Here is a 24,663-nt window from a genome sequence, read left to right as displayed (position 1 = left end):
GTATGGAAGGGCCATCGCTCAACGGATAAAAGGTACTCCGGGGATAACAGGCTGATACCGCCCAAGAGTTCATATCGACGGCGGTGTTTGGCACCTCGATGTCGGCTCATCACATCCTGGGGCTGAAGCCGGTCCCAAGGGTATGGCTGTTCGCCATTTAAAGTGGTACGCGAGCTGGGTTTAGAACGTCGTGAGACAGTTCGGTCCCTATCTGCCGTGGACGTTTGAGATTTGAGAGGGGCTGCTCCTAGTACGAGAGGACCGGAGTGGACGAACCTCTGGTGTTCCGGTTGTCACGCCAGTGGCATTGCCGGGTAGCTACGTTCGGAAGAGATAACCGCTGAAAGCATCTAAGCGGGAAACTCGCCTCAAGATGAGATCTCACTGGAGCCTTGAGCTCCCTGAAGGGCCGTCGAAGACTACGACGTTGATAGGTTGGGTGTGTAAGCGCTGTGAGGCGTTGAGCTAACCAATACTAATTGCCCGTGAGGCTTGACCATATAACACCCAAACAATCTGACGATTGTTGTTATAAGGTGAAGTCGACTTAGCCGAAAATTGGCCAGAACTTGCAAAGCCTTATCACATACCCATTCGGGGTCGCGTCCTAGACGATACCCCAACCGAATTGCTTGACGACCATAGAGCGTTGGAACCACCTGATCCCATCCCGAACTCAGTAGTGAAACGATGCATCGCCGATGGTAGTGTGGAGTTTCTCCATGTGAGAGTAGGTCATCGTCAAGCACCTATACCAAACCCCCGATCTTCGCAAGAAGGTCGGGGGTTTGACTTTGCGCGACGGAAAAGTTGGTGCGGCGATATAAAGCCCTGGCAACGCGGACGGTCCAAGAATGGAGGCCAAGGTGCAATGGCACGGCTTGCCAGGGCGACTTGTAGGGGCGACTTCAGTCGCCAAGCAGTCCGCAGGGCTGCCATGCCTATGAGCCTTGCTGCAGCCGATCCCGTTATGTCCGCTGAGTCGAAGAGCCCCCGGATTGAAGTCCGGGCTACGTCCGGTCCACGCCCCGGTTCACAGGCGATGTGATTGGCAGAATCTACGCACAACAAAAAGGCCACCCAAGGGTGGCCTTTTGTATTTGCGCAGGAGAAGGGTCAGTCGCCGCGATACTCGCAACCACTGGTGCAGGTCTCGTGGATGCGCACGCGGCTGAGCTCGGGAAGCAGCGGCTTGAGCTGTTGCCAGATCCACGTGGCGAGCACTTCGCTGGTGGGGTTCTCCAGGCCGGGGATGTCGTTCAGGTAGTTGTGATCGAGCTGCTCATAGAGCGGCTTGAAGATCGCCTTGATCTCGGAGAAGTCGCGTATCCAGCCGGTATAGGGATCGACTTCGCCTTCGATGTAGATGGCGACGCGGAAGGAGTGGCCGTGCAGACGCCCGCACTTGTGGCCGGCGGGGACGTGAGGGAGGCGATGAGCCGCCTCGAAAATGAATTCTTTAAAGAGTTCCACAGGTGACGCTCTGAAGATGACGGCCCGGTACCGGCCTGGAAGGGGCGGGAGTTTACCAGTTCCTCCTACCCTTTACCGCCCACCGGACGAGCCGTCTCACCGTCACTTGATGCCCAGGCGCTTGGCCAGGCGCAGCAGGTTGGCGCGATCCAGTCCCAGCTCCCGAGCGGCTGCGGCCCAGTTGCCTTCGTTGCGCTCCAGCGCTGCGGTCACCAGTCGCTGCTGATAGACATCCACCGCCGCGCGTAGATCGCCGACAGCGGCTGGCAGCTCTTCGACGACCGTCTCGTTCATCTGCGCAGGTGTTCCCGAGCTCGGTAATGCCAGGTCCGCTGCCGTCAGGGTGAGGATGCGTGGCCGATCCGGCTGCGACACCCGCGCCTTGAGTCCCGCCCGCCCGATCAGGTGTTCCAGCTCCCGTACGTTGCCCGGCCAGTCATAGCCGAGGAGGGCGGCTTGCGCGTCCTGGCTGAGGCGCAAGCTACGCAGCCCCAGTTGAGCGCGGTTGTTCTCCAGGAAGAAACCGGCGAGCAGCAGTACATCACGGCCACGATCACGCAGCGGCGGCACGCGCATGGGGTAGACGCTGAGGCGGTGATAGAGATCGGCGCGGAAGCGGCCATGGCGAACTTCCTCGGCCAGGTCGCGGTTGGTGGCGGCGATCACCCGGACGTTCACCCGATGCTCGCGATCCGAACCCACCCGTTGCAACTGGCCACTCTGTAACACCCGCAGCAGCTTCGCCTGGATCGCCAGGGGCAGCTCGCCGACCTCGTCGAGGAACAGGCTGCCACCGTCGGCCAGCTCGAACTTGCCGCGCCTGTCGCCCACTGCGCCAGAGAAGGCGCCACGCACATGGCCGAACAGTTCGCTCTCCACCAGGGTGTCCGGCAAGGCTGCGCAGTTGAGGCTGATGAGGGGCTGGTTGTTGCGTGGCGACTTGGCGTGGATCGCCTGGGCCACCAACTCCTTGCCGACACCCGTTTCTCCGCTGATCAACACCGTTAGCTCACTGCCGCCGACCACGGCGATCTCCTCCACCAGCGCCTTGTGCGCGGGGCTCTGGCCGATCATTTCCTGCGGCCGTACCTGCCCAGCGGCCTGGCGATAGACCTCCGCCCGCTGCTGCTCGTCCGCTGCGAGGCGTTCCAGGCCGTGCATACGCTCGGCTGCTTTCACCGTGGCGGCTGCCAAGCTGGCGAAGTGCTCCAGGGTTTGCAGGTCCTCGCTGGAGAAGCGCGATGGGTTCAATGCATCCAGCGTCAGCAGGCCCCAGGGGCGGTCATCCAGAAACAGCGGGCAGCCAAGGCAGTCGTGTACTTCCAGGTGCTCCAGATGGCCTTCCACCAGGCCGTCGTAGGGATCGGGCAAATCGCAATCGGCCGGGAAACGGGTCGGCCCGCGATTCTCCAGCAGCGCCTGCAGGCGCGGGTGTTCGGATACCTTGAAACGCCGCCCCAAGGTATCTGCGCTTAGCCCGTCCACTGCGAGTGGCACCAGTTGTTCGCCGTCGAGCTGCAACAGGGCGGTGGCGTCGCAAGGCAGCAGGTCGCGCAATGCGCCAAGGAGGCGGCGATAGCGTTCGCGCTCCGGCAGGTCGCGAGAAAGGTCGGTCACCAGAGGGATGAGCGTCTGCAGCAAGGATGGAGTTGTCATATTGACTTCTTGATGTCGGATTGACTCGAAATTGATTGTAGTCAAAACAACTCATAGAACTACAAGTGATTGATTTTAAAGAAATTAAAATATGGCACGGAAGATGTAATACCTACAGCGTGATTCAGACCCATCTAAAAAAACGGAGTCCAACCATGCTGTCCAGCCAAGTGCGTGCAATCGTCAAATCCACCGTCCCCCTGCTGGAGACCGGTGGCGAAGCCCTTACCAGCCACTTCTACAAGATGATGCTCACCGAGTATCCGCAAGTGCGTCCCCTGTTCAACCAGGCCCACCAGGCCAGCGGCGACCAGGCTCGCGCCCTCGCCAACGGTGTACTGATGTATGCCCGTCATATCGACCAACTCGAAGTGCTCGGCCCGCTGGTCAGCCGCATCGTCGCCAAGCACGTCGCCCTGCAGATCCTCCCCGAGCACTACCCGATCGTCGGCGACTGCCTGCTGCGCTCCATCCGTGAAGTATTGGGTGAAGACATCGCCACGGACGAAGTCATAGACGCCTGGGCCCAAGCCTATGAGCTGCTCGCCGGCCTGTTGATCGGCTCGGAAGAGGAAATCTATGCCGCCAGCGCCGAAGCCCCTGGTGGCTGGCGCGGCGCGCGCGGCTTCATCGTCGAGCGCAAGGTCGCGGAGAGCGAGGAGATCACCTCCTTCCACCTGGTGCCCGAAGACGGTGGTGCGGTGCTGGATTTCGCACCCGGCCAGTTCATCGGCCTGCGCCTGGAAATCGATGGCGAAGAAGCGCGCCGTAACTACTCCCTGTCCGCTGCCGCCAATGACCGCTCCTACCGCATCAGCGTCAAGCGCGAAAAGGGCGGCAAGGTCTCCAACTTCCTCCACGACCATATCGTCGAAGGCGATCGCGTCGAACTGTTCGCGCCGGCCGGCGATTTCGTCCTGCGCCCCAGCCGCAAACCCCTGGTACTGATCACGGCGGGTGTCGGTATCACCCCCGCATTGGCGATGCTCGAAGTGGCGCAGCACAGCGACCGGCCGATCCACTTCATCCATTGCGCGCGCAACGGGGCGGTACACGCCTTCCGCGACTGGGTGGAAGAGATTGCCGCCCGGCGCCCGAACCTCCAGCACTTCGTCTGCTACAGCGAGCCGGCCGAAAGCGATCGCTCCGACGGCACCGGCTTCCTCACCCACGAGCGCCTGGCGGGCTGGCTGCCGGCCGAGCGCGACCTGGACGCCTACTTCCTCGGGCCCAAGCCCTTCATGGCCCAGGTGAAGAAGCACCTGAAGGCGCTGGGCGTGCCCGGCGAGCAATGCCACTACGAGTTCTTCGGGCCCGCCAGTGCCCTCGACAGCTGATCGACCCCGCCCGGCGCTCACGAGGCGCCGGGCCTTGAACGAGGAAACCACCATGACCTTCTTCAACTCCCCCGACGCTCTTCTGCGCTTCGCCAACCAGGTACTGTGGGTTGGCCTGATCATGCTGCTGGTCGGTATCCTGTGCGGCTACATGCTCGACCAGTTCTTCGGCCTGCTGCCGCTGATCGCCTTCCACGGCATGGTCATCTTCGGGCCCACGCTGCTGAAGCTTGGCTACGTGATGCGCCTCACCGCCCAATACCAACTGCGCAAGGAGGCGCTCCATGCAGTTGCGTGACCGTAAACGGGAACTGGCCATCGCGCCGCTCTGGCGCCTTGGCTTCCGCCCCTTCTTCCTCGCCGGCGGGCTCTTCGCGCTGATCGCCATCGCCCTTTGGATCGCCGCGCTCGCCGGCCATCTTGCCGTCTGGCAACCCGTGGGTGGCTGGCTGGCCTGGCATCGCCATGAAATGCCCTTCGGTTTCGGCGTCGCCATCATCGCCGGCTTCCTGCTCACCGCCGTGCAGAACTGGACGGGCAGGGCGGGGCTTTCTGGTCGCCCGCTGATGCTGCTCGCCGCACTCTGGCTCGCCGCGCGCCTGGCGTGGTTGCTGGGCGCACCGCTGGTCATGCTGGTCCCCTTGCAAGCCGCTTTCCTGCCGCTGCTGGCCTTCGTTATCGGCCGCAGCCTGTGGCAGGTGCGCCAGCGCAACAACTACCCGGTGGTGGCCGTATTGCTCCTGCTCGGCAGCGCCGATGCCCTGGTATTGACCGGCCTGGCACTGGGCGACGACGGCCTGCAGCGCCATGGCGTGCTCGCAGCGATGTGGCTGATCGCGGCGCTGATGGGCCTGATCGGTGGGCGGGTGATTCCCTTCTTCACCCAGCGTGGCCTGGGCCTCACCCAGCAGGTGAAAGCGCTGCCGTGGCTGGATCGCGCCACCCTCGGGTGCGCTCTGTTGGTGGCCGTGCTGACCGCCTCGGGCCTGGCGCTGAAAGCCAGCCCCTGGGTGGCGCTGCCGTTCGCCTGCCTGGCACTGGGCAATGCCGTGCGCCTGGCACGTTGGTATGACGCGGGTATCTGGCGTGTACCGCTGCTCTGGTCGCTGCACCTGGCCTTCGCCTGGCTGGTGGTGGCGCCGTTCGGGCAAGCGCTGTGGCACCTGGGGCTGCTGGGCAACCCGAGCCTGCCGCTGCACGCGTTGGCGGTCGGGGCGATGGGAGGGCTGATTCTGGCGATGCTGGCCCGCGTCAGCCTCGGCCATACCGGTCGGCCGCTGTCTCCGCCGAAGGCGATGGGCGTCGCCTTCGCTTTGGTCAATTGCGGTGCGGTGGCGCGGGTGTTCCTGCCGGGGCTGCTGCCGAACCTGGCACTGCCCCTGGCCGGTATCTGCTGGCTGGCCGCCTTCGCGCTGTTCCTGGCGCACTATGCGCCGATGTTCTGCCGCGCGCGGGTGGACGGCCAGCCGGGTTGAGGCTCAGGGCCGGGCTGCGCGCAGGCGCGCCAGCTCGTCCTTCAGCCACTCGGCGGAGAGCTGTTCCTGGCCGTTGCAGCGCACCTTGTACGGCTTGCCGCTCATGCTGCTCTCGGTGGCGGCGCGGGCGATGAAGTCCTCGCTGGAATCCACCAGGCCCTTGTCTTCCAGGTAGTCGAGCTTCTTCTTCAGGTGGTCGCGAGCCTCAGTGGCTTCGTACTCACTGCCGTTGCGGATGAACAGGCAGCCACTCGACGCCACGAACGTCAGCAGCCCCGCTATCTCCTGCTGGCTCCGGGCGTCCGGCGCCGCCTGGCTGGGGCTCATCGCAAGCAGCAAGCAACTGGCGCAGATGGCCTGCCAGGTAACGGTGAAAACGCGCATCTTCCCAATACTCCATATGGCTCAGGGGTGTGTGCCGCTTGTACCAGGGGCCGACCGGCATGGCGCGGTCCTCCTGCACGACGGCAGCGTAGTTCTGCAGGGGCCGCAGCGGGTAGCCGAGCGCATCTGCCGGGGCATAGACATTCAGCCAGCGCGCCTGTTCGCGCACCCGCTCCTCCAGGCAATGGCCGGGGAAGCGGATGGGTTGCACGGGATCGTAGGCGAAGGTGAACAGGGGGATATTGCAGCCGAAGGTGACCAGCCCGGCCAGTGTCTCCAGCGCGATGAACGGGTCGCGCGGGCAGCTTGGCGTGTCATTGAGCTTCTGCTGGTCCCAGACGAAGTTGGAGAAGATGTGCCCGCCCAGCGAATGGGCCAGCACCACCAGCGGCGTGGTTGGGCCGACCCGGGCGCGCAGGGCATTGAGGCCGGCGCGCAGGCACTGGTGCACTTCTTCGTAGGTGGTGTCGTAGGCCTGGCTGACCTGGCGGTAGCCGCTGGCGTCGCCGAGGAACAGCGTCACCGCTTCGCGCAGCCAGCGCCAGGTCACGGGCTCGCGCTCCAGGCGGTCGAGATAGGCCTGCTCGCGCTTGTCCAGCACGCTGGCCCAATAGCAGCTCTGGAAGGCGATCTGCTCCGCGTCGCTGCCCAGGCGCTTGCGCAGGCCGCGGATCAGCCCCTGGGCGAAGCTGTGCTGGCCGTCGTCGTCACGCAGGTCCTGCTGGTTGCCAATGCCATGGATGATGGCGACGGCGAGCTTCATCGGTTCTCTCCCTGAATCGTCGCGCGGCAGCCTACCCCGAGGCAGGCCGCGCGGCAATCGGGCCGATCAGAGCGGTTGCAGGCGCTCGGCGAGGCGGCCGCTGTCCGCCAGTTCGAGGAACTCGTCGCCCAGGCGCTGGCTCTCGCTCATCGCCTTGCGCCAGTAGCGCTCGCGGCCGGCGTCGTCGCCCAGGTAGCGGGTGAAGTCCTTGCGGTCCGGTAGCTTGCCGTGGGGCAGGGTGGCCAGGTACGCCCGCGAGGGCGCGAGCAGCAGCACGTCCTGCAGGCGCACCGCGTCGCCACGGCGCCAGGGCAGGCCCTTGTCGAACCAGCCGGGGATCACCTTGTCGGTGAAGTGCGGGTAGAGCACCACGCCGTCACCGCTGTAGGGCAGGTCGAGGTGGTAGTCGAGCAGGCCGCCGTCGCGGTAGGTGCCGGGGCCGGCGCCGGGGATGTCGCGCACACCCTCCATCACCATGGGGATGGAGCCGGAAGCGAGCAGGGCGTGGCGCAGGTTGCCGGCGTCCAGGGCCAGGCAGCGCGAGGGGAAGTCTTCCAATGCGGCCAGGGGCGGGGCCAGGCGGCCGTCATGCAGGATCACCCGCTCGAAATGCCGGGCCAGGCGCGGGCGCCCCAGCAGGTTGGAGCCGATCACCGAACCCAGTCCCAGGCCCAGCGCGCCACGGCGATCATGGGCGAGCAGGCCGTGGCTCTTCACCACGACCACGTTGAGGCGGTAATGCGGGTTGCTCAGCACCTGTTCGTCCTGGCCGTCCAGCAACTGGTCGAGCATCTGCGCGCACAGGCGGCTGACTTCGGCCATGGTCACGCCCTTGGGGAAGCGCTGCGCGGTGTACAGCTCGCCCAGGCGGCTGATGCCCTTGGCGGCGTCCGGCAGGCAGGCGCTGGCGAAGCGCCAGGAGCCGATGGAGGCGCCGATCAGCGAGCGCTCCTGGGGGGCGCGTGGCAGCCAGTCGCCGAACAGCGCCAGGTCCAGGCCCTGGATGCCGAGGGCCTTGGGGCCGCCGGCGGCGCCGGGAAGAATCTTCACGTCGGCCGGCTGCAGGCCGCGCTCGCGGATGCGTGCCAGGGCACGGCTGCCGGCGCGCAAGGTGAGGGCGGGCGACTTGATGTGAATGGCGCTCATGGGGGCCTCCGAAAAAAGCGAGGCAGCGATTATAGTGGCCCGCGCCGCCAGTCCAAGCGCCTTCACCGCGTGAATGATGCGCCCATGCCTGTGCGCAGGGAATGATTGGCGGAAACCGGGATATCGACTGCACTGAGCGAGGCGGCGGTAAATTCAGCTTGAGTTAATGGGCCTTCGCTAAGGTGTACCCATCGAAGACAGATATCCCCCCAAGGAGATGCACCATGAAAAAACTTACTGCCCTGTTCGCCGTCGCCACCCTCGCTGCCACTGCCGGTATCGCCCAGGCCCGTGACCTTGGGCCGGACGAAGCCCTGAAGCTGCGCGACGCCGGCACCATCCAGTCGTTCGAGAAGCTCAACGCCGCCGCCATCGCCAAGCACCCCGGCTCCACCGTCAACGAGACCGAGCTGGAAGAGGAATACGGTCGCTACATCTACCAGGTGGAACTGCGTGATCCCCAGGGCGTGCAGTGGGACCTGGAGCTGGACGCCACCAATGGCCAGATCCTCAAGGATCACCAGGACGACTGATGCGACTGATCATGCGCTACAGCGGCATCGTCGCCCTGGTCCTGGCGGTCTTCGCCCTCGAAGCGGTCGCCCGTGACCTGGACCAGGACGAAGCCCTGAAGCTCCGCGAGGAAGGCGTGATCATGCCCCTCGAGCAACTGCTGCACCGAGCCCTGGGGTTGTACCCCGGGGCTCGCTTGTTGGAAGCGGAGCTGGAAGAGGAAGACGATGTCTATGTCTACGAAGTCGAGCTGCTGACCACCGAAGGCGTGGTGCGGGAACTGGAACTGGATGCCCGCGACGGTCGCATCCTGAAGGACGAGGAAGATGACTGATGCGCCTGCTGCTGGTTGAGGATCACGTACCCCTGGCGGACGAACTGCTGGCCGGGCTCGGCCGCCAGGGGTACGCGGTGGATTGGCTGGCCGACGGCCGCGACGCCGCCCACCAGGGCGCCAGCGAGCCCTATGACCTGATCGTGCTGGACCTCGGGCTGCCCGGGCGCCCCGGCCTCGACGTGCTGCGCGAGTGGCGTGCCGGCGGCCTGGCCACGCCGGTGCTGATCCTCACCGCGCGGGACTCCTGGGCCGAGCGTATCGAAGGCCTCAAGGCCGGCGCCGACGACTACCTGACCAAGCCCTTCCACCCGGAGGAACTGGCCCTGCGCATCCAGTCGCTGCTGCGCCGTGCCCGCGGCCTGGCCAACCAGCCGCACCTGGAAGCGGCCGGCCTGCAGCTGGACGAGGGTCGCCAATGCGTCACCCGAGGCGGCGAAGAGGTGGACCTGACCGCCGCCGAGTTCCGTCTGCTGCGCTACTTCATGCTCCACCCCGGCCAGTTGCTGTCCAAGAGCCACCTGGCCGAGCACCTCTACGACGGCGAGACCGAGCGCGATTCCAACGTCATCGAGGTCCACGTCAACCACCTGCGGCGCAAGCTCGGCCGCACCGTGATCGAAACCCGCCGAGGCCAGGGCTACCGCTTCACCGGTGCCACCGAGTGAGGTCCATCCAGCGCCAGCTCAGCATCGGCCTGGTGACCCTGCTGCTGGTGGTCGGGCTGCTGCTGGCTCAGGTCAGCCTGTGGCTGTTCGACGACGGCCTGCGCCGCCACCTGGAAGGCAACCTGCGCAGCGAGGCGGAAAGCCTGCTGGCCGCCCTGGTGCGCGGGCCCAACGGCATCCAGCTGGACGAACAGAAGCTCAACCCGGTGCACCAGCAGCCCTATTCCGGGCGCTACTTCCTGATCCGCATCGATGACAAACCCTGGCGCTCGCGCTCCCTCTGGGATGCTGAACTCGCCATGCCCGAGCGGCCCGGCCTCACCGCCGAGCTGCTGCCCGGCCCCAACGACCAGCAGTTGCTGACCTATCGTGGTGACTACCGCCGCTTCGGCCGCCAGGTGAGCATCGCCGTGGCCCAGGACTACACGCCCATTCTCGACAGCTTCCGTCGCGTGCAGTGGACGGGCGTCGCCCTGGGCGCTGCCGCCTTGCTGCTGGTGCTCGCCCTGCAGCGCTATACCGTGCGCCGCGCCCTGCGCCCGCTGGAGCGGGTGCGCCGGCAGATCGCCCAGCTGCAACAGGGCCAGCGCAGCGAGCTGGACGCCCGCGTGCCCCTGGAGCTGGAGCCGCTGGTGGGCCAGGTCAACCACCTGCTGGCCCACACCGAAGACACCCTGCGCCGCTCGCGCAACGCCCTAGGCAACCTTGGCCACGCGTTGAAGACGCCCCTGGCGGTGCTGGTCAGCCTGGAATCCCGCGACGAGCTGCGCGCGCACCCGGAGCTGCGCGCCACCCTGGCCGAGCAACTGGAACAGATCCAGCAACGCCTGGCCCGGGAGCTGGGCCGCGCGCGCCTGGCCGGGGAAGCGCTGCCGGGTGCGCATTTCGATTGCGATGCTGAGTTGCCGGGGCTGTTCAACACCCTGTCGATGATCCATGACAGCCAGCTCGACCTGGACTGGGACGCCGCCGCCGGGCTGCGCCTGCCCTGGGACCGCGAAGACCTGTTGGAGCTGCTGGGCAACCTGCTGGACAACGCCTGCAAATGGGCTGAGACCCAGGTGCTGCTGTCCATCTCCGTGCAGGCCGGCGGCTACCGCCTGAGCGTGGACGACGACGGCCCCGGCATCGCCGAGGAGCAGCGCGAATCGGTGCTGGACAGGGGCTCGCGGTTGGACGAACAGGTCGCCGGTCACGGCCTGGGCCTCGGCATCGTGCGGGACATCGTCGACGCCTGGGGCGGCAGCATCCGCTTGCTGGAAAGCCCCCTCGGCGGGCTGCGTGTGCTGGTGGAACTGCCGGCGCCGGTTGCTCGCGCCTAGCCCGCCAGCAACCGCTCCACTGCCGCCAGGGCCAGGCGCTGGCGCTCCTGCCAGTCACCGCCCAACACCTCGAAGCGCTGCCCGTTGGCCACCAGCCAGTCCTGGCTGGCGCTGAAGAAGGCCTGGCGTTCGCTCAGCTCCGGCTGGCAGCGCTGGCCATCGCCCAGCCACTCCACCCCTTCAGGGCGCAGCAGCAGGTGCAGGTCGTAGTGCCGTGCCAGCAACTCGGTCTCCAGCCAGGCGGGGCAGTCGCCGAACAGGGTGCGGCTCCAGAGCATGTTGCTCAGCAGGTGGGTGTCGAGGATCAGCAGGGCAGGGCGCCGGGCGCGGGCCGCGTCCTCGCGCTGCAGCTGGCCACGGGCAATGGTGGGGATGTCGGCGTAGCAGGTGTCGCGGCGCTGCTCGTCGATGAAATCACGCACGTACTCACTGACCACCTCGCCGCCGAAGCGTGCGTGCAGTTCAGCTGCCAGCCAGCTCTTGCCACTGGATTCCGGCCCCGCCAGCACCACCACCTTCATGCCGGGCTCGCCTGCGGCTGTCGCCATTGGCGCCAGCCGTGCACGGCCAGCAGGGTGAACAGCACATAGAGCGCAGCGGTCAGGTACAGCGCCTTGCTGATGAACAGGCCGACGAAGATCACGTCCACCACTATCCACAGCGCCCAGCATTCCAGGCGCTTCTGCGCCATCCAGACCTGGGCCACCAGGCTGAAGGCGGTGAGGGCGGCGTCCAGCCAGGGCGCGGCGGCGTCGGTGTGGGTGGCCATCAGGTAACCCAGGCTCAAGGCGCCGGCGGTGCCGAGGGCCAGGCTCAGCAGCAGGCCGTTGCGTGCCAGGCGCGTCACCTCGCGGCCCTCGTGGCGATCTCCGCCCCGGGTCCACTGCCACCAGCCATACAGCTGCAGCACGGCGTAGATCAGCTGCAACAGCATGTCGGAGTAGAGCTTCACCTCGAAGAAGATCCAGGCGTAGATCAGCACCATGACCAGGCCGATGGGCCAGCACCAGCGGTTCTGCCGGGTGGTGAGCCAGACGGCCAGCACGCCGATCGCGGCGGCGAAGAGTTCAAGTGGCGACACGGGCGGCCCTCGTGAAATAAGCCGCCGATTGTAGCGGCTTCAGCCGGCGGCGGGCGCCCTGGTTGCGAGGCGTTGCTGGTCCTGGCGCTCGCGCTCGGTGCCCAGGTAGGGCTCGCGGGTGCCCAGCAGGTGGTCGAACCAGGGCCGGGTCACGCACCAGTTGGCATGGGGGTTGGGGCCCATGTGGTGGTCGTAGTGCCAGGGCAGGTGGCTGCGGGCCCAGTCCGGGTCCTCGTGGGAGCGACGGTGCACGCGGTAGTAGTTCGCCGCGCAGTACCAGAGCGTCGCGGTGAACCAGGGCGCCACCAGCCATAGCGGGCTCGCGGCCAGGCTCGCCAGCAGCAGCGCCCAGGCTTCCTTGCCCTGGGCGTGCAGGCCCAGCGGGAAGCGTTCGTAGCAGGGGTCGCGGAACCCATGGCGGCGGGCGTTGCCATGGTGTTCGTGGAAATGGAAGCTCCAGAAGCGCCCGCGCACCCGGCCCAGGCCGTGGAGCACATGCTTGTGGAAGAACCATTCGATGAAGTTGGCCAGCAGCAGGCCGGCGATGAGGCTCAGCGGGGCTTCGAGGTACCAGGGCATGGCGGTGGCTTTCCGTGGCGGGTCGTGGGTCGACTCTAGCCAGGAGGGCGATGCCCGGTCTTGCCCCTGCTGCCCGGTTTACCGGGCGCCCGGGGCAAGCCTCAGCAGACCAGGCTGTCGGCCTGGCGGTAGAGCATCAGCAGCTTGCGAGTGATGCTCTGCTGGATGTCGTCGCGCTCGAAGGTGGAGAGGTGCGGCAGCTTGTGCACCTGCAGGCGGTGCAGGTGGATGTAAGGCATCTGCTGGTCGAACTCGCGCAGGTCGCCCTTCATCAGGATCGGCAGGAACACGTCGCCGCGCTTGCGCTGGTTGCTGATGATCTGCGCCAGCGCCGGCTTGAAGGGCATGGTCTTGGGCTTCGGCCCGCCTTCCTCGATGCGTGTGCTGAGCAGCAGGCCCGGCTTGCCGAGCACCACGCCAGGCAGCACGCAGAGGCCGGTCTTGAGCACCGCGCTGGCCTCGATCCCGTGCAGGGTGTCGTGGAACGCATAGGGGTTGGGCAGCACCACCATCTTGCGCCCGAGGTCGGCGGGGAAGTGCAGGCCGTAGTTGGTGTACAGCTGGCGCGTGGACTCGGAGTACACGCACAGGCGGTTCTCGAACAGGCGGATGAAGCGCTCGGCCAGCTCGCGGCGGGCGATGCTGTCCAGGTCCCAGATCAGGTCCAGGTTCTGCTGTTGGCCGAGGTCGACCTCTTGGTGTTCCATGTTGCCCATGCCGGTCCTCAAACGCGGAATTGTCTCAACAAGCGGTTCAATTGTTCGGCCAGCTGGCTGAGCTGCTGGCTGGCGGCGCTAGTCTGCTCTGAAGCCATCGCGTTGTCATGGGCCAGGCTGGCTGCCTGGGTCACATTCTGGTTGATGTCTTCCACCACGTGGGATTGTTGCAGGGTGGCGCTGGCGATGGAGGCATTGAGCCCGGTGAGGTTGCGCAGCGACTGGGCGATCTGCCCCAGGCTCTCGCCGGCCTGGCTGGCCTGCTCAACGGTCAGTTGCGAGGCGCGGCTGCTTTCGTTGATCACCTTCACCGCCGCCTCGGAGTTGCCCTGCAGGCGCTCGATCATGCCGTGGATCTCGGCAGTGGATTTCTGCGTGCGCTGGGCCAGCAGGCGTACTTCGTCGGCGACTACCGCGAAGCCGCGGCCCTGTTCGCCGGCGCGGGCGGCTTCGATGGCGGCGTTCAGCGCCAGCAGGTTGGTTTGTTCGGCGATGGAGCGGATCACCTCCAGCACGGAGCCGATCTGCGAGCTTTCCTCGGCCAGCGAGCGGATCACCTCCACCGCCTGGGCGATGGTGTCGGACAGCTGGCCGATCTGCCGCAGGCTGCTGTCGATGTTGCTCTGGCCGAGGCGCGCCTGGTCTTCGGCGGTGCGCACTTCACTGGCGGCGTGCTCGGCGTTCTTCGCCACGTCCTGCACGCCATAGGTGACCTCGTTGATGGCCGTGGCCACCAGCTCCATCTGCTGGGATTGCTGTTCGCTCTGCCGTTGGCCGTTGCTGGCGATCCCACCGAGGGAGCCGGCGGCCTGGTCCAGCGCGCCGGCTGCGTCCAGCGATTGGCGGATGACCCCGCGCAGCTTGCTGGTGAAGGCGTTGAAGTGGCCGGACAGCGCGGTGATCTCGTCGCGCCCCTGGTTGTCCAGGGCACTGGTCAGGTCGCCCTCACCGCTGGCGATGGCGGCCATGGCGGTGACCACTTCCTCGAGCGGGCGGGTGATGCTGCGGGCAATCACCACCACCAGCACCGCCATGATCAGGGCGATCACCAGGCCGATGGCCGAGGCGTGCAGGGCCTGGGACCAGAACTCGTCCTGCATGTCGTCGATATAGATGCCCGAGCCGATCACCCAGCCCCAGGGCTCGAACAATTGCACGTAGGACACCTTGGGCACCGGGTCGCTGGCGCCCGGCTTGGGCCAGCGGTAGTCGACGAAGCCGGCACCCTTGCTGCGGGCCACGGCCACCATGTCGTTGAACAGCGGCTTGCCGTCCGGGTCCTTGTAGCCGGAGAGGTCCTGCCCCTCCAGCTTCGGGTTGGTCGGGTGCATGACCATGCGCGGGGTCAGGTCGTTGATCCAGAAGTAGTCGTTCTTGTCGTAGCGCAGGGCGCGGATGGCCTGCATGGCCTGCTTCTGCGCCTCTTCGCGGGGCAGGGTGCCGGCGGCTTCCTGGGCCTGGAAGTGCTGCAACACGCCCGCGGCGGTCTGCACCACGTGCTGGGTCTTGAGTTCTTTGCCGTGTAGCAGGTCGCTGTGGATCTGCTGGAGCATCACCACCCCGAGGATCACCAGCATCGACACCGAGACGATGAGGATCAGCCACAGGCGGCGGCTGATGGGCAGACTGCGAAGGTTCATGGTCCGGTGCTCCTGGCTTGTTATTGTTCGGCAGCGGATTGCGCGTTCCGGAGCGGTCTTTGCCGCGCGCGAATCCATAGCATGTCTGATAGCATTTCGGCCCTTGGCCGGCAAACCTGATAACGGATCGCCGGCCGGGAACCCGCGTCCTCGTGGCTGGTCTCAGCCGCGCGCGGTACCCGCCTGGGGCCACATCACTTACACATTCGCAAGAGCAGGCCGCCGCTTGGCGCGCCTTGGGGAGTTCCGATGGATTTTTGGACGGCCTTTCAGGCCCTGATACTGGGCGTTGTCGAAGGCATCACGGAGTTCCTGCCGATCTCCAGCACCGGCCACCAGATCATAGTCGCTGACCTGATCGGCTTCGGTGGCGAGCGCTTCCAGGCCTTCAACATCATCATCCAGCTCGGCGCCATCCTCGCCGTGGTCTGGGAATACCGGCGCAAGATCTTCGAAGTGGTGGTCGGCCTGCCTCGTGAGCGCAGTGCTCAGCGTTTCACCGGCAACCTGCTGGTGGCGTTCTTCCCGGCCGTGGTGCTGGGCGTGGCCTTCGCCGACCTGATCCACCACTACCTGTTCAACCCCATAACCGTGGCCACTGCTCTGGTGATCGGCGGGGTGATCATGCTGTGGGCCGAGCGTCGCGAGCATGCGATCCAGGCCGAGACGGTGGATGACATGAACTGGAAGCAGGCACTCAAGGTGGGCCTGGCCCAGTGCCTGGCGCTGGTGCCCGGCACCTCGCGCTCCGGCGCCACCATCATCGGCGGGCTGCTGTTCGGCCTGTCGCGCAAGGCAGCCACCGAGTTCTCCTTCTTCCTCGCCATGCCCACCATGGTCGGCGCGGCGGTCTACTCGGGCTACAAGTACCGCCACCTGTTCCAGCCGGCGGACCTGCCGGTATTCGCCCTGGGCTTCGTGGTTTCGTTCATCTTCGCGATGATCGCCGTGCGCGCCCTGCTCAAGTTCATCGGCAACCACAGCTACGCCGTCTTCGCCTGGTACCGCATCGGCTTCGGCTTGCTGATCCTCGCCACCTGGCAGTTCGGCCTTATCGACTGGGCCACCGCGCAAGGCTGAGTCCCGAGCATTCGCGATATCGATAAAGGCGTGCCCCCGGGCGCGCCTTTGTCATAGTGGGCGCCTGCATCGCTACGGATGAAGGAAAGCCCATGAGCGCGCTCGAACATCGCCTGCTGGAGGTCAACGGCATCCACCTTGGCCTGCATTGCGCCGGCCCCGAGGATGGGCGGCCGCTGTGGCTGCTGCACGGCTTCCCGGAATGCTGGCATTCCTGGCGCAACCAGATCGAGCCGCTGCTGGCCGCCGGCTACCGGGTGCTGGTGCCGGAGATGCGCGGCTACGGCAGCAGCAGTGCCCCGGTCGACCCCGCCGCCTATGACCTGATAACCCTCTGCGGCGACATCCAGGCCGCCATGGATGCCCTTGGCCAGCACGAAGCCTGCGTCATCGGCCACGACTGGGGCGCCCCGGTGGCCTGGCACCTGGCCCTGCTGGAGCCGCAGCGGGTCAAGGCGGTGGTTGGGATGGCGGTGCCCTTTGGTGGCCGCCCACGGCAACCGGCCACCGAGGCGATGCGTCAGCACTTCGCCGACCGCTTCAACTACATCCTCTATTTCCAGGCGCCGGGCGTCGCCGAGCGTGAGCTGGATGCCGACATCCCGCGCACCCTGCGGATGATGATGCACAACAGCTCCGCCGCCGTGCCCCGGGACTTCTTCCTCCAGGACAAGCCCGCCGGCGCGACTCTGTTCGATGGCATGCAGGACCCAGGCCGGCTGCCGGACTGGTGCGACGAGGCCGCCTTCGCCGAATACCTGAAGACCTTCGAGGGGCGCGGCTTCCACGGTGCGCTCAACTGGTACCGCAACTTCGAGCGCAGCTGGCAGCGCACCGAGCCGCTGCAAGGCCGCCAGGTGCTGCAGCCGGCGTTGTTCCTCATCGGCGACAAGGACCCGGTCGGCACCCTCGAAGCCCACAGCATCAAAGTCATGCCACGCAGCGTGCCCGCGCTGGAGCAGCATGTGATCGCCGAGTGCGGGCACTGGCTGCAGAACGAAAAGCCGCGCGAGGTGAACGCCCATCTGCTGGGCTTCCTGGCGCGGCACTATCCGAATGGCAACTGATCTGCCGGGGTGATGGGTGGGAGCGAATTCATTCGCGATTGTTAGGCACCGAGCTCATCGCGGTTTAAACCGCTCCCACGGGAGGTGCGATCCTGTAGGGGCGAATTCATTCGCCCGCTTCTGATTCGCCCCTACAGGCCTCCCGGGTCAGCTGGCCAGCAACTGGCGCAGCACGTAGTGGAGGATGCCGCCGGCCTTGAAGTACTCGACCTCGTTGAGGGTGTCGATGCGGCACAGCACCTCGACCTTCTCCGGTGTGCCGTCTTCGCGGGTGATCTCCAGGGTCAGCGGTATATGCGGGCGCAGCTTGACGCCACTGAGGCCCTTGATGCTGATGGTCTCCTTGCCGGTCAGGCCCAGGCTCTTGCGGTCGGTACCGTCCTTGAACTGCAGCGGCAGCACGCCCATGCCCACCAGGTTGGAGCGGTGGATGCGCTCGAAGCTCTCGGCGATCACCGCCTTGACCCCCAGCAGGTTGGTGCCCTTGGCCGCCCAGTCACGGGAGGAGCCGGTGCCGTATTCCTTGCCGGCGAAGATCACCAGCGGCGTGCCTTCCTCCTGGTAGCGCATGGCCGCGTCGTAGATGGCCAGCTTCTCGCCGCTGGGTACGTGCAGGGTGTTGCCGCCTTCCTCGCCACCGAGCATCTCGTTGCGGATGCGGATGTTGGCGAAGGTGCCGCGCATCATCACTTCGTGGTTGCCGCGCCGCGAGCCGTAGGAGTTGAAGTCACGTGGCTCCACACCATTTTCTCGCAGGTAGCGCCCGGCGGGGCTGTCGGCCTTGATGTTGCCGGCGGGGGAGATGTGGTCGGTGGTCACCGAATCCCCCAGCAGGGCGAGGACCCGGGCCTTTTGCACGTCTTCCACCTTGGGCGGCGCACCGGCGATATCGGCGAAGAAGGGCGGGTGCTGGATGTAGGTGGAGTCGGCCTGCCAGGCATAGGTGTCCGATTCGGGCACCTGGATGGCGCGCCACTTCTCGTCGCCGGCGAAGACCTCGGCGTACTCCTTGCGGAACATGGCGGTGTCCACCTTGGCGATGGCGTCGGCGATCTCCTTCTGGCTCGGCCAGATGTCCTTCAGGTACACCGGCTTGCCGTCCTTGCCTTCGCCCAGCGGTTCGCGGCTGATGTCCAGGCGCACGCTGCCGGCCAGGGCGTAGGCCACCACCAGCGGTGGGGAGGCCAGCCAGTTGGTCTTCACCAGCGGGTGCACGCGGCCTTCGAAGTTGCGGTTGCCCGAGAGCACCGAGGCCACGGTCAGGTCGCCCTGCTGGATGGCTTTCTCGATGGGGTCCAGCAGCGGGCCGGAGTTGCCGATGCAGGTGGTGCAGCCGTAGCCCACCAGGTCGAAGCCCAGCTCGTCGAGGTACTTCGTCAGCCCGGCGGCGGCGAAGTACTCGGTCACCACCTTGGAGCCGGGCGCCAGGGAGCTCTTCACCCAGGGTTTGCGGGTCAGGCCCTTTTCCACGGCCTTCTTCGCCACCAGGCCGGCGGCCATCATCACGCTGGGGTTGGAGGTGTTGGTGCAGGAGGTGATGGCGGCGATCACCACGGCGCCGTCGCTCAGGCGGTGGGTGCGACCTTCGTACTCGTAGTCCATCACGCCGCTCTGCACATTGCCGCCGACGGCGGTACCGCCGCCGCCCTCGCTGAGCAGGCGGCCGTCCTCCTTGGCGCTGGGTTTGAGCTGCAGGGCGATGAGGTCGTCGAAGGTGCTGGCCACCTGGGTCAGCGGCACCCGGTCCTGCGGGCGCTTGGGCCCGGCCAGGCTGGCTTCCACCGTGCCCATGTCCAGGGCCAGGCTGTCGGTGAACACCGGCTCGTCACCGGCGTTGCGCCACAGGCCCTGGGTCTTGCAGTAGGCCTCCACCAGCTTGACGGTGGATTCCGGGCGGCCGGAGAGGCGCAGGTAGCCCAGGGTGATCTCGTCCACCGGGAAGAAGCCACAGGTGGCGCCGTATTCCGGGGCCATGTTGGCGATGGTGGCGCGGTCGGCCAGGGGCAGGTCGGCGAGGCCGTCGCCGTAGAACTCGACGAATTTCCCCACCACGCCTTTCTTGCGCAGCATCTGGGTGACGGTGAGCACCAGGTCGGTGGCGGTGATGCCTTCCTTCAGCTTGCCGCTGAGCTTGAAGCCGATCACCTCGGGGATCAGCATCGACACCGGCTGGCCGAGCATGGCCGCTTCCGCCTCGATGCCGCCCACGCCCCAGCCGAGCACGCCGAGGCCGTTGATCATGGTGGTGTGGGAGTCGGTGCCCACCAGGGTGTCGGGGAAGGCGTAGGTCTTGCCGTCCTCGTCGCGGGTCCAGACGGTGCGGCCCAGGTACTCGAGGTTGACCTGGTGGCAGATGCCGGTACCCGGCGGAACCACGCTGAAGTTGTCGAAGGCGTTCTGGCCCCAGCGCAGGAAGGCATAGCGTTCGCCGTTGCGCTCCATCTCGATCTCGACGTTCTGTTCGAAGGCCTCGGGGCTGGCGAAGCGGTCCACCATCACCGAGTGGTCGATCACCAGGTCCACCGGGGACAGCGGGTTGATCTTCTGCGGGTCGCCACCGGCCTTGGCCACAGCGTCACGCATGGCGGCCAGGTCGACCACGGCGGGTACGCCGGTGAAGTCCTGCATCAATACCCGCGCCGGGCGGTACTGGATCTCGCGCTCGGAGCTGCGGGTCTTCTGCCAGGCCACCAGGGCTTCGAGGTCCTCGGGGCCGACGGTTTCGTTGTCTTCCCAGCGCAGCAGGTTTTCCAGCAGCACTTTCAGGGACAGGGGCAGCTTGTCGATGCTGCCGAGGCGCTTGGCGGCCTCTGGCAGGCTGAAGAAATGGTAGGTCTTGCCGTCCACCTCGAGGGTGCGACGGCTGTTCAGGCTATCCAAGGAAGGCATGTGACATCTCCTTTTGGCCCACACGGCATGGGCCGATACAGGGGGCGGAACCCTGCAAAGCTAGCTCTGCTTGGCGGGGCACGCCATGTTCTGGACTCCCGTTCCGCCAGCATGGTTCCTCTTGTCGCATCACTGTGGGCGTAGGAATTTTCCGTCAGTTACTGTGTGAAATCGGGCGCTTCGGCTCTATAGTGCGCGGCCAAGGAGACACCCCGATGAATAGCCTGTTCCTGCACTGCCGCCCCGGTTTCGAGGGTGAGGTGTGCGCCGAGATATCCGACCTGGCCGCCCGACTGGACGTGCCCGGCTACGCCAAGGGCAAGGCCAGCAGCGCCTATGCCGAGTTCATCTGCCAGGACGCCGACGGCGCCGAACGGCTGATGCGCGGCCAGCGTTTCGCGCGCCTGATCTTCCCCCGCCAATGGGCCCGTGGCGCCTTCGTTGCGCTGCCCGAGACCGACCGCATCAGCGTGCTGCTGGAGCACCTGGCCGACTACCCGGTCTGCGGCAGCCTGTGGCTGGAGGTGCTGGATACCAACGAAGGCAAGGAGCTGTCGAATTTCTGTAAGAAGTTCGAGGCGCCCCTGCGCAAGGCCCTGGAGAAGGCCGGCCGCCTGGTGGATGACCCGGGCAAGCCGCGCCTGCTGCTGACCTTCCGCAGTGGCCGCGAGGTATTCGCCGGCCTCGCCGAGGCCGACAACTCCGCGCTCTGGCCCATGGGCATCCCGCGCCTGAAGTTCCCCCGCGAGGCACCGAGCCGTTCCACCCTCAAGCTGGAGGAGGCCTGGCACACCTTCATCCCCCGCGAGCAATGGGACACCCGTCTGTCCGAGGACATGACCGGCGTCGACCTGGGCGCTTCCCCCGGCGGCTGGACCTACCAGTTGGTGCGCCGCGGCATGCTGGTCACCGCCATCGACAACGGCCCCATGGCCGAGAGCCTGATGGACACCGGGCTGGTGCAGCACCTGATGGTCGACGGCTTCACCTTTAAGCCCAAGCAGCCGGTGGACTGGATGGTCTGCGACATCGTCGAGAAGCCGGCGCGCAATGCCGCACTGCTGGATACCTGGATAGGCGAGGGGCTGTGCCGCGAGGCGGTGGTCAACCTCAAGCTGCCGATGAAGCAGCGCTATGCCGAGGTGCAGCGCTTGCTGCAGCGCCTGGAAGACGCCTTCCGCGAGCGCAGGATCAAGGTGTCCATCGCCTGCAAGCAGCTCTATCACGACCGCGAGGAAGTGACCTGCCACCTGCGTCGCCTGGACCGCTGAGGCCCCACGCCCAGCCGCGCCGGGCATCGGCCGGGCTGGGCGTGCCCGGCGCTTTACGCCACAATGGCGACCTGTTCCTGGAGTACCCCATGTCCGATCAGCCTGATGCCATTCTCGATGCCACCGGCCTCAATTGCCCTGAGCCGGTGATGATGTTGCACAACAAGGTGCGCGACCTGCCGTCCGGCGGTCTGCTCAAGGTCATCGCCACCGACCCGTCGACCCGGCGGGATATCCCCAAGTTCTGCATGTTCCTCGGCCACGAGCTGGTGGAGCAGGGCGAAGAGGCCGGTACCTACCTGTACTGGATCCGCAAGAAAGCCGAATGAGGCCCGCCTCGACTCGATAAAAAGAAGCCCGCATTGCGCGGGCTTCTTGCTGTGTGGCGTCAGGCCGGTTCGGCCAGGGCCGTCACGCGGTCGCTGCTGCGGATGCGCGAGCGCGCGCTACGGGCCACACGGAAGGTCAGCATCACCGCCGCCACCGTCAGGCCGGCGATCAGCCCCTGCCACAGGCCGCGTGGGCCAGTGGGTTCGCCCAGCCAGTCGGTAAGCCCCAGCAGGTAGCCGATGGGCAGGCCGATGCCCCAGTAGGAAAACAGGGTGAGGATCATCGTCACCCGCGTGTCCTGATAACCACGCAGGGCACCGGCGGCGGTGACCTGGATGGCGTCGGAGAACTGGAACAACGCGGCGAACACGATCAGCGATGCAGCCACCGCGATGACCTGGGCATCGGGGGTGTAGATGGCGGCGATCTGCTCACGGAACAGCAGCATCAGGCTGGCCGACAGGCAGGCATAGGCCAGCGCCGTGGCCATGCCTACACCCGCGGAGAAGCGCGCATCACGCGGCGTGCCACGCCCCAGGGAGTGGCCGACACGCACGGTCACCGCCATGGCCAGGGAGTACGGGATCATGAACACCAGCGAGCTGAAGTTCAGCGCGATCTGGTGCCCGGCCACCACGTTGGCGCCCAGCCCGCCGATCAGCAGGGCGATCACCGCGAAGATGCTCGACTCGGCGAAGATCGCGATGCCGATGGGCAGGCCCACGCTCAGCAGGCGCTTGATCACCGCCCAGCGCGGCGTCTCGAAGTGGGTGAACAGGCCGCTCGGCTTGTACACCTTGGCGATGTTCACCCAGCCCAGCATGCCGAAGAACATCAGCCACATGGCGATGCCGCTGGCCCAGCCGCAGCCCACGCCGCCCATGGCCGGGAAGCCCAGGTGGCCGTAGATCAGCACGTAGTTGAGCGGGATGTTCAGCAGTAGCCCGCAGATGCCCAGCACCATGCTCGGACGGGTGCGGCCCAGGCCGTCGCTGTAGCAGCGCAGCACCTGGTAGAGCGCCACCGCCGGCAGGCCGAAGGCGATGCCGTGGAGGTAGCCCATGCTCGGAGCCACCAGGTCTTCTTCCACGCCCATCATGCGCAGCACGGGTTCGGCGCAGAGCAGCAGGCCGGCGCCGGCGAGGCCGACGACCACCGCCAGCCACAGGGCCTGGCGCACCAGCGGGCCGATCTCGGCATCCTGGTTGGCACCGTGGCGCTGGGCGACCTTGGCCGTGGTGGCGAGGAGGGTGCCGGTCATCAGCAGGAACACCGGTACCCAGATGGAGTTGCCCAGGGCCACGGCGGCCAGGTCGCGCGCGCTGACACGGCCGGCCATCACGGCGTCGACGAAACCCATGGCCGAGTGGGAGAGCTGGGCGATCATGATGGGCAGGGCAAGAGTGAATAGAGCACGCAATTCGCGACGCATACGGTCGAGGCGAGTTTGGTTTGTCACGGGGGTCTTTCCATGGCTGTGAAGCGTTCACCGGTACGGCGGTGGCGTCCGTATTGCTCGTGGCCCACGGGGTGGGCAAGCCTGGCTGCGATGGGCTCGCAACGGGCGCTGGCCTGGCCGTGGCAAGGGGATTACCGGCGATAGGGGGACAGCGGAGGCGGAAGACGGCCTAGTCTACGCGCTGACGGCATGGTCAGGAAAGAGGGCGATGCACTGGGTTGGGGCGACGCCGGGCCGGGGGATTCCGTAGAATGGCCGCCTTGCCCCTGGAGAGCACCATGCGCATCCTCGCCGACGAAAACATCCCCCTGGTCGACGCCTTCTTCGGCGGTTTCGGCCCCATCCGCCGCATGCCGGGTCGCGCCATCGACCGCGCCGCCCTGGGCGACGCCGAGGTGCTGCTGGTGCGCTCGGTGACCCGCGTCGACCGCGCCCTGCTGGAAGGCAGCGCGGTGCGCTTCGTCGGTACCTGCACCATCGGTACCGATCATCTCGACCTGGGCTGGTTCGCCGAGGCCGGCATCGCCTGGTCCAGCGCGCCCGGCTGCAATGCCCGTGGCGTGGTGGATTTCGTCCTGGGCAGCCTGCTGACCTTGGCCGAGGACGAGGGTGTAGCGCCCTCGACCCGCACTTACGGCGTCGTCGGCGCCGGCCAGGTGGGCGGGCGCCTGGTGGAGGTGCTGCGCGGCCTGGGCTGGCGGGTGCTGGTCTGCGACCCACCACGCCAGGCGGCCGAGGGAGGCGACTACGTCGACCTAGCCACCGTGCTGGAGCAGTGCGATGCCATCAGCCTGCACACGCCATTGGACAAGGGCGGCGCCCATCCCACCCACCACCTGCTGGGGGCCGCCGAGCTGGCGCGGCTCAAGCCCGGCTGCTGGCTGATCAACGCCAGCCGGGGGGCGGTGGTGGACAACCGGGCGCTGCGTGATGCGCTGCGGGCCCGTTCGGATCTGCGCGCGGTGCTGGACGTCTGGGAAGGCGAGCCGGAGGCTGATCCTGAACTGGCCGCGCTGTGCCGCATCGCCACGCCGCACATCGCCGGCTATAGCCTGGACGGCAAGCTGCGCGGCACCGCGCAGATCTACCAGGCCTTCTGCCGCGCCGAAGGCATCGAGGAAGCGGTGCGGCTGGACGAACTGCTGCCCGCGCCCTGGTTGCCGGAACTGACCCTGGATGCCAGCGCCGACACGGTCTGGGCGTTGGCCATGCTCTGCCGCGCGGTGTATGACCCGCGCCGCGACGATGCCGATTTCCGCCGCAGCCTGGTGGGGGATTCCGCCCAGCGCCGCGCGGCCTTCGACGCCTTGCGCAAGCACTACCCGGTGCGCCGGGAAATCGACGGCCTGCGGGTGCGCCTGCAGGGCGAGGCGCCGCAACTGGCGCAGTGGGTGCGGGCGCTTGGGGCGGAGCTGGCCTGAGGCCGCGGCCCGCCAATGACCCACCAATGAAAAGGCCCAGGCAGATGCCCGGGCCTTCG

Annotated in this window: 24 protein-coding genes and 2 rRNA genes (1 of these 26 running past the window's edge); 14 read left to right on the top strand and 12 right to left on the bottom strand. The window is 66.6% G+C overall.

The genetic code is table 11. The features are described from left to right. Together PI990_RS20990 and rrf are read left to right on the top strand one after the other, a co-directional pair. Positions 1-500: ribosomal RNA gene (locus PI990_RS20990) — 23S ribosomal RNA — on the top strand; it begins 2,392 nt to the left of the window's first position. Between the two features lie 131 nt (positions 501-631). Further along, a 5S ribosomal RNA gene (gene rrf / locus PI990_RS20985) occupies positions 632-747 on the top strand. A 369-nt stretch (positions 748-1,116) separates the two neighbouring features. Here the strand turns inward: rrf and queD are convergent. Continuing rightward, the gene (gene queD / locus PI990_RS20980) at positions 1,117-1,473 is read right to left on the bottom strand and encodes a 6-carboxytetrahydropterin synthase QueD (protein ID WP_271658345.1); all 357 of its coding nucleotides are present in this window, start codon (positions 1,471-1,473) and stop codon (positions 1,117-1,119) included. A 102-nt stretch (positions 1,474-1,575) separates the two neighbouring features. Further along, on the bottom strand, positions 1,576-3,129 hold the full coding sequence (norR, locus tag PI990_RS20975; RefSeq protein WP_271658344.1) for a nitric oxide reductase transcriptional regulator NorR: 1,554 nt from the start codon (positions 3,127-3,129) through the stop codon (positions 1,576-1,578). Positions 3,130-3,284: 155 nt separating this feature from the next. On the opposite strand from norR, the gene hmpA reads away from it, so the two are divergent. From hmpA to PI990_RS20960, 3 genes are read left to right on the top strand one after another with little or no spacing between them, the layout of a single operon-like run. Then, on the top strand, positions 3,285-4,466 hold the full coding sequence (gene hmpA / locus PI990_RS20970; protein ID WP_271658343.1) for an NO-inducible flavohemoprotein: 1,182 nt from the start codon (positions 3,285-3,287) through the stop codon (positions 4,464-4,466). A gap of 52 nt (positions 4,467-4,518) precedes the next feature. Next, entirely contained in the window at positions 4,519-4,764 is a 246-nt protein-coding gene (locus tag PI990_RS20965) for a transmembrane sensor/regulator PpyR (protein ID WP_263403610.1), read from the top strand. Then, complete coding sequence (locus PI990_RS20960) at positions 4,751-5,941, top strand: NnrS family protein (RefSeq protein WP_271658342.1); 1,191 nt, start codon at positions 4,751-4,753, stop codon at positions 5,939-5,941. Before PI990_RS20965 ends, PI990_RS20960 begins: the two co-directional genes overlap by 14 nt. Before the next feature lie 3 nt (positions 5,942-5,944). Here PI990_RS20960 and PI990_RS20955 read toward each other — a convergent pair whose 3' ends face one another. From PI990_RS20955 to PI990_RS20945, 3 genes are all read right to left on the bottom strand, one after another. Beyond that, a complete protein-coding gene (locus PI990_RS20955) occupies positions 5,945-6,202 on the bottom strand; it encodes a DUF5329 family protein (protein ID WP_271658341.1) in 258 nt (85 codons plus the stop codon). Beyond that, positions 6,162-7,088: a hypothetical protein gene (locus PI990_RS20950; protein ID WP_271658340.1), complete on the bottom strand. Its 927-nt coding sequence runs from the start codon at positions 7,086-7,088 to the stop codon at positions 6,162-6,164. Before PI990_RS20950 ends, PI990_RS20955 begins: the two co-directional genes overlap by 41 nt. A 66-nt stretch (positions 7,089-7,154) precedes the next feature. Next, a complete protein-coding gene (locus PI990_RS20945) occupies positions 7,155-8,234 on the bottom strand; it encodes a patatin-like phospholipase family protein (protein ID WP_271658339.1) in 1,080 nt (359 codons plus the stop codon). Between the two features lie 224 nt (positions 8,235-8,458). Between PI990_RS20945 and PI990_RS20940 the strand changes: the two genes are divergently transcribed. Genes PI990_RS20940 through PI990_RS20925 form a run of 4 tightly spaced genes read left to right on the top strand, consistent with a single transcriptional unit; the run spans position 8,459 to position 11,071 of the window. Then, positions 8,459-8,767, top strand: a complete 309-nt coding sequence (locus tag PI990_RS20940; RefSeq protein ID WP_021216815.1) for a PepSY domain-containing protein — start codon at positions 8,459-8,461, stop codon at positions 8,765-8,767. Beyond that, positions 8,767-9,081 carry a PepSY domain-containing protein gene (locus PI990_RS20935; RefSeq protein WP_184492279.1) on the top strand — a complete coding sequence of 105 codons (315 nt, stop codon included), beginning with the start codon at positions 8,767-8,769 and terminating at the stop codon, positions 9,079-9,081. Before PI990_RS20940 ends, PI990_RS20935 begins: the two co-directional genes overlap by 1 nt. Beyond that, positions 9,081-9,749, top strand: a complete 669-nt coding sequence (locus tag PI990_RS20930; RefSeq protein ID WP_021216817.1) for a response regulator transcription factor — start codon at positions 9,081-9,083, stop codon at positions 9,747-9,749. The genes PI990_RS20935 and PI990_RS20930 overlap by 1 nt, the downstream gene beginning before the upstream one ends. Continuing rightward, positions 9,746-11,071: a sensor histidine kinase gene (locus PI990_RS20925; RefSeq protein ID WP_271658338.1), complete on the top strand. Its 1,326-nt coding sequence runs from the start codon at positions 9,746-9,748 to the stop codon at positions 11,069-11,071. The genes PI990_RS20930 and PI990_RS20925 overlap by 4 nt, the downstream gene beginning before the upstream one ends. Here PI990_RS20925 and PI990_RS20920 read toward each other — a convergent pair. From PI990_RS20920 to PI990_RS20900, 5 genes are all read right to left on the bottom strand, one after another. Continuing rightward, positions 11,068-11,592 (bottom strand): AAA family ATPase, encoded by a 525-nt coding sequence (locus tag PI990_RS20920; protein ID WP_271661334.1) that lies wholly within the window; start codon positions 11,590-11,592, stop codon positions 11,068-11,070. The two genes, PI990_RS20925 and PI990_RS20920, sit on opposite strands and share 4 nt — an antisense overlap. After that, positions 11,589-12,152: a nicotinamide riboside transporter PnuC gene (pnuC, locus tag PI990_RS20915; protein ID WP_271658337.1), complete on the bottom strand. Its 564-nt coding sequence runs from the start codon at positions 12,150-12,152 to the stop codon at positions 11,589-11,591. Before pnuC ends, PI990_RS20920 begins: the two co-directional genes overlap by 4 nt. Positions 12,153-12,191: 39 nt before the next feature. Beyond that, positions 12,192-12,731, bottom strand: coding sequence for a hypothetical protein (locus PI990_RS20910; protein ID WP_021216821.1), 540 nt, complete (start codon positions 12,729-12,731; stop codon positions 12,192-12,194). Between the two features lie 101 nt (positions 12,732-12,832). Continuing rightward, on the bottom strand, positions 12,833-13,438 hold the full coding sequence (locus PI990_RS20905; RefSeq protein ID WP_271658336.1) for a hypothetical protein: 606 nt from the start codon (positions 13,436-13,438) through the stop codon (positions 12,833-12,835). Between the two features lie 17 nt (positions 13,439-13,455). Beyond that, positions 13,456-15,087, bottom strand: a complete 1,632-nt coding sequence (locus tag PI990_RS20900; RefSeq protein ID WP_271658335.1) for a methyl-accepting chemotaxis protein — start codon at positions 15,085-15,087, stop codon at positions 13,456-13,458. A gap of 249 nt (positions 15,088-15,336) precedes the next feature. On the opposite strand from PI990_RS20900, the gene PI990_RS20895 reads away from it, so the two are divergent. Both PI990_RS20895 and PI990_RS20890 read left to right on the top strand, forming a co-directional pair. After that, positions 15,337-16,167: an undecaprenyl-diphosphate phosphatase gene (locus PI990_RS20895; RefSeq protein ID WP_271658334.1), complete on the top strand. Its 831-nt coding sequence runs from the start codon at positions 15,337-15,339 to the stop codon at positions 16,165-16,167. Positions 16,168-16,259: 92 nt separating this feature from the next. Continuing rightward, the gene (locus tag PI990_RS20890; protein ID WP_271658333.1) at positions 16,260-17,234 is read left to right on the top strand and encodes an alpha/beta fold hydrolase; all 975 of its coding nucleotides are present in this window, start codon (positions 16,260-16,262) and stop codon (positions 17,232-17,234) included. Between the two features lie 147 nt (positions 17,235-17,381). On the opposite strand, the gene acnA is transcribed toward PI990_RS20890, so the two are convergent. Further along, complete coding sequence (gene acnA / locus PI990_RS20885; RefSeq protein ID WP_271658332.1) at positions 17,382-20,123, bottom strand: aconitate hydratase AcnA; 2,742 nt, start codon at positions 20,121-20,123, stop codon at positions 17,382-17,384. Positions 20,124-20,338: 215 nt separating this feature from the next. Between acnA and rlmM the strand changes: the two genes are divergently transcribed. Continuing rightward, complete coding sequence (gene rlmM / locus PI990_RS20880) at positions 20,339-21,394, top strand: 23S rRNA (cytidine(2498)-2'-O)-methyltransferase RlmM (protein ID WP_271658331.1); 1,056 nt, start codon at positions 20,339-20,341, stop codon at positions 21,392-21,394. A gap of 89 nt (positions 21,395-21,483) precedes the next feature. Further along, positions 21,484-21,723 (top strand): sulfurtransferase TusA, encoded by a 240-nt coding sequence (gene tusA, locus PI990_RS20875; RefSeq protein ID WP_021216828.1) that lies wholly within the window; start codon positions 21,484-21,486, stop codon positions 21,721-21,723. 59 nt (positions 21,724-21,782) lie between these two features. On the opposite strand, the gene PI990_RS20870 is transcribed toward tusA, so the two are convergent. After that, positions 21,783-23,156: an MATE family efflux transporter gene (locus PI990_RS20870; protein ID WP_043246478.1), complete on the bottom strand. Its 1,374-nt coding sequence runs from the start codon at positions 23,154-23,156 to the stop codon at positions 21,783-21,785. Between the two features lie 305 nt (positions 23,157-23,461). On the opposite strand from PI990_RS20870, the gene pdxB reads away from it, so the two are divergent. Continuing rightward, entirely contained in the window at positions 23,462-24,604 is a 1,143-nt protein-coding gene (gene pdxB / locus PI990_RS20865; RefSeq protein ID WP_271661333.1) for a 4-phosphoerythronate dehydrogenase PdxB, read from the top strand. Positions 24,605-24,663: the final 59 nt, after the last annotated feature.

This window comes from Pseudomonas sp. TUM22785 (genome assembly GCF_028198105.1).
Lineage (GTDB): Bacteria > Pseudomonadota > Gammaproteobacteria > Pseudomonadales > Pseudomonadaceae > Metapseudomonas > Metapseudomonas solani.
This window is presented reverse-complemented; position numbering and strand designations above follow the sequence as displayed.

Coding starts and splice junctions, on each gene's coding strand:
- PI990_RS20965 (WP_263403610.1), top strand. CDS start 4,519: ATGACCTTCTTCAACTCCCCCGACGCTCTTCTGCGCTTCGCCAACCAG.
- PI990_RS20895 (WP_271658334.1), top strand. CDS start 15,337: ATGGATTTTTGGACGGCCTTTCAGGCCCTGATACTGGGCGTTGTCGAA.
- PI990_RS20940 (WP_021216815.1), top strand. CDS start 8,459: ATGAAAAAACTTACTGCCCTGTTCGCCGTCGCCACCCTCGCTGCCACT.
- PI990_RS20900 (WP_271658335.1), bottom strand. CDS start 15,087: ATGAACCTTCGCAGTCTGCCCATCAGCCGCCGCCTGTGGCTGATCCTC.
- PI990_RS20950 (WP_271658340.1), bottom strand. CDS start 7,088: ATGAAGCTCGCCGTCGCCATCATCCATGGCATTGGCAACCAGCAGGAC.
- rlmM (WP_271658331.1), top strand. CDS start 20,339: ATGAATAGCCTGTTCCTGCACTGCCGCCCCGGTTTCGAGGGTGAGGTG.
- PI990_RS20960 (WP_271658342.1), top strand. CDS start 4,751: ATGCAGTTGCGTGACCGTAAACGGGAACTGGCCATCGCGCCGCTCTGG.
- PI990_RS20945 (WP_271658339.1), bottom strand. CDS start 8,234: ATGAGCGCCATTCACATCAAGTCGCCCGCCCTCACCTTGCGCGCCGGC.
- tusA (WP_021216828.1), top strand. CDS start 21,484: ATGTCCGATCAGCCTGATGCCATTCTCGATGCCACCGGCCTCAATTGC.
- pdxB (WP_271661333.1), top strand. CDS start 23,462: ATGCGCATCCTCGCCGACGAAAACATCCCCCTGGTCGACGCCTTCTTC.
- PI990_RS20935 (WP_184492279.1), top strand. CDS start 8,767: ATGCGACTGATCATGCGCTACAGCGGCATCGTCGCCCTGGTCCTGGCG.
- PI990_RS20910 (WP_021216821.1), bottom strand. CDS start 12,731: ATGCCCTGGTACCTCGAAGCCCCGCTGAGCCTCATCGCCGGCCTGCTG.
- PI990_RS20870 (WP_043246478.1), bottom strand. CDS start 23,156: ATGCGTCGCGAATTGCGTGCTCTATTCACTCTTGCCCTGCCCATCATG.
- acnA (WP_271658332.1), bottom strand. CDS start 20,123: ATGCCTTCCTTGGATAGCCTGAACAGCCGTCGCACCCTCGAGGTGGAC.
- PI990_RS20930 (WP_021216817.1), top strand. CDS start 9,081: ATGCGCCTGCTGCTGGTTGAGGATCACGTACCCCTGGCGGACGAACTG.
- PI990_RS20905 (WP_271658336.1), bottom strand. CDS start 13,438: ATGGAACACCAAGAGGTCGACCTCGGCCAACAGCAGAACCTGGACCTG.
- PI990_RS20920 (WP_271661334.1), bottom strand. CDS start 11,592: ATGAAGGTGGTGGTGCTGGCGGGGCCGGAATCCAGTGGCAAGAGCTGG.
- norR (WP_271658344.1), bottom strand. CDS start 3,129: ATGACAACTCCATCCTTGCTGCAGACGCTCATCCCTCTGGTGACCGAC.
- hmpA (WP_271658343.1), top strand. CDS start 3,285: ATGCTGTCCAGCCAAGTGCGTGCAATCGTCAAATCCACCGTCCCCCTG.
- PI990_RS20890 (WP_271658333.1), top strand. CDS start 16,260: ATGAGCGCGCTCGAACATCGCCTGCTGGAGGTCAACGGCATCCACCTT.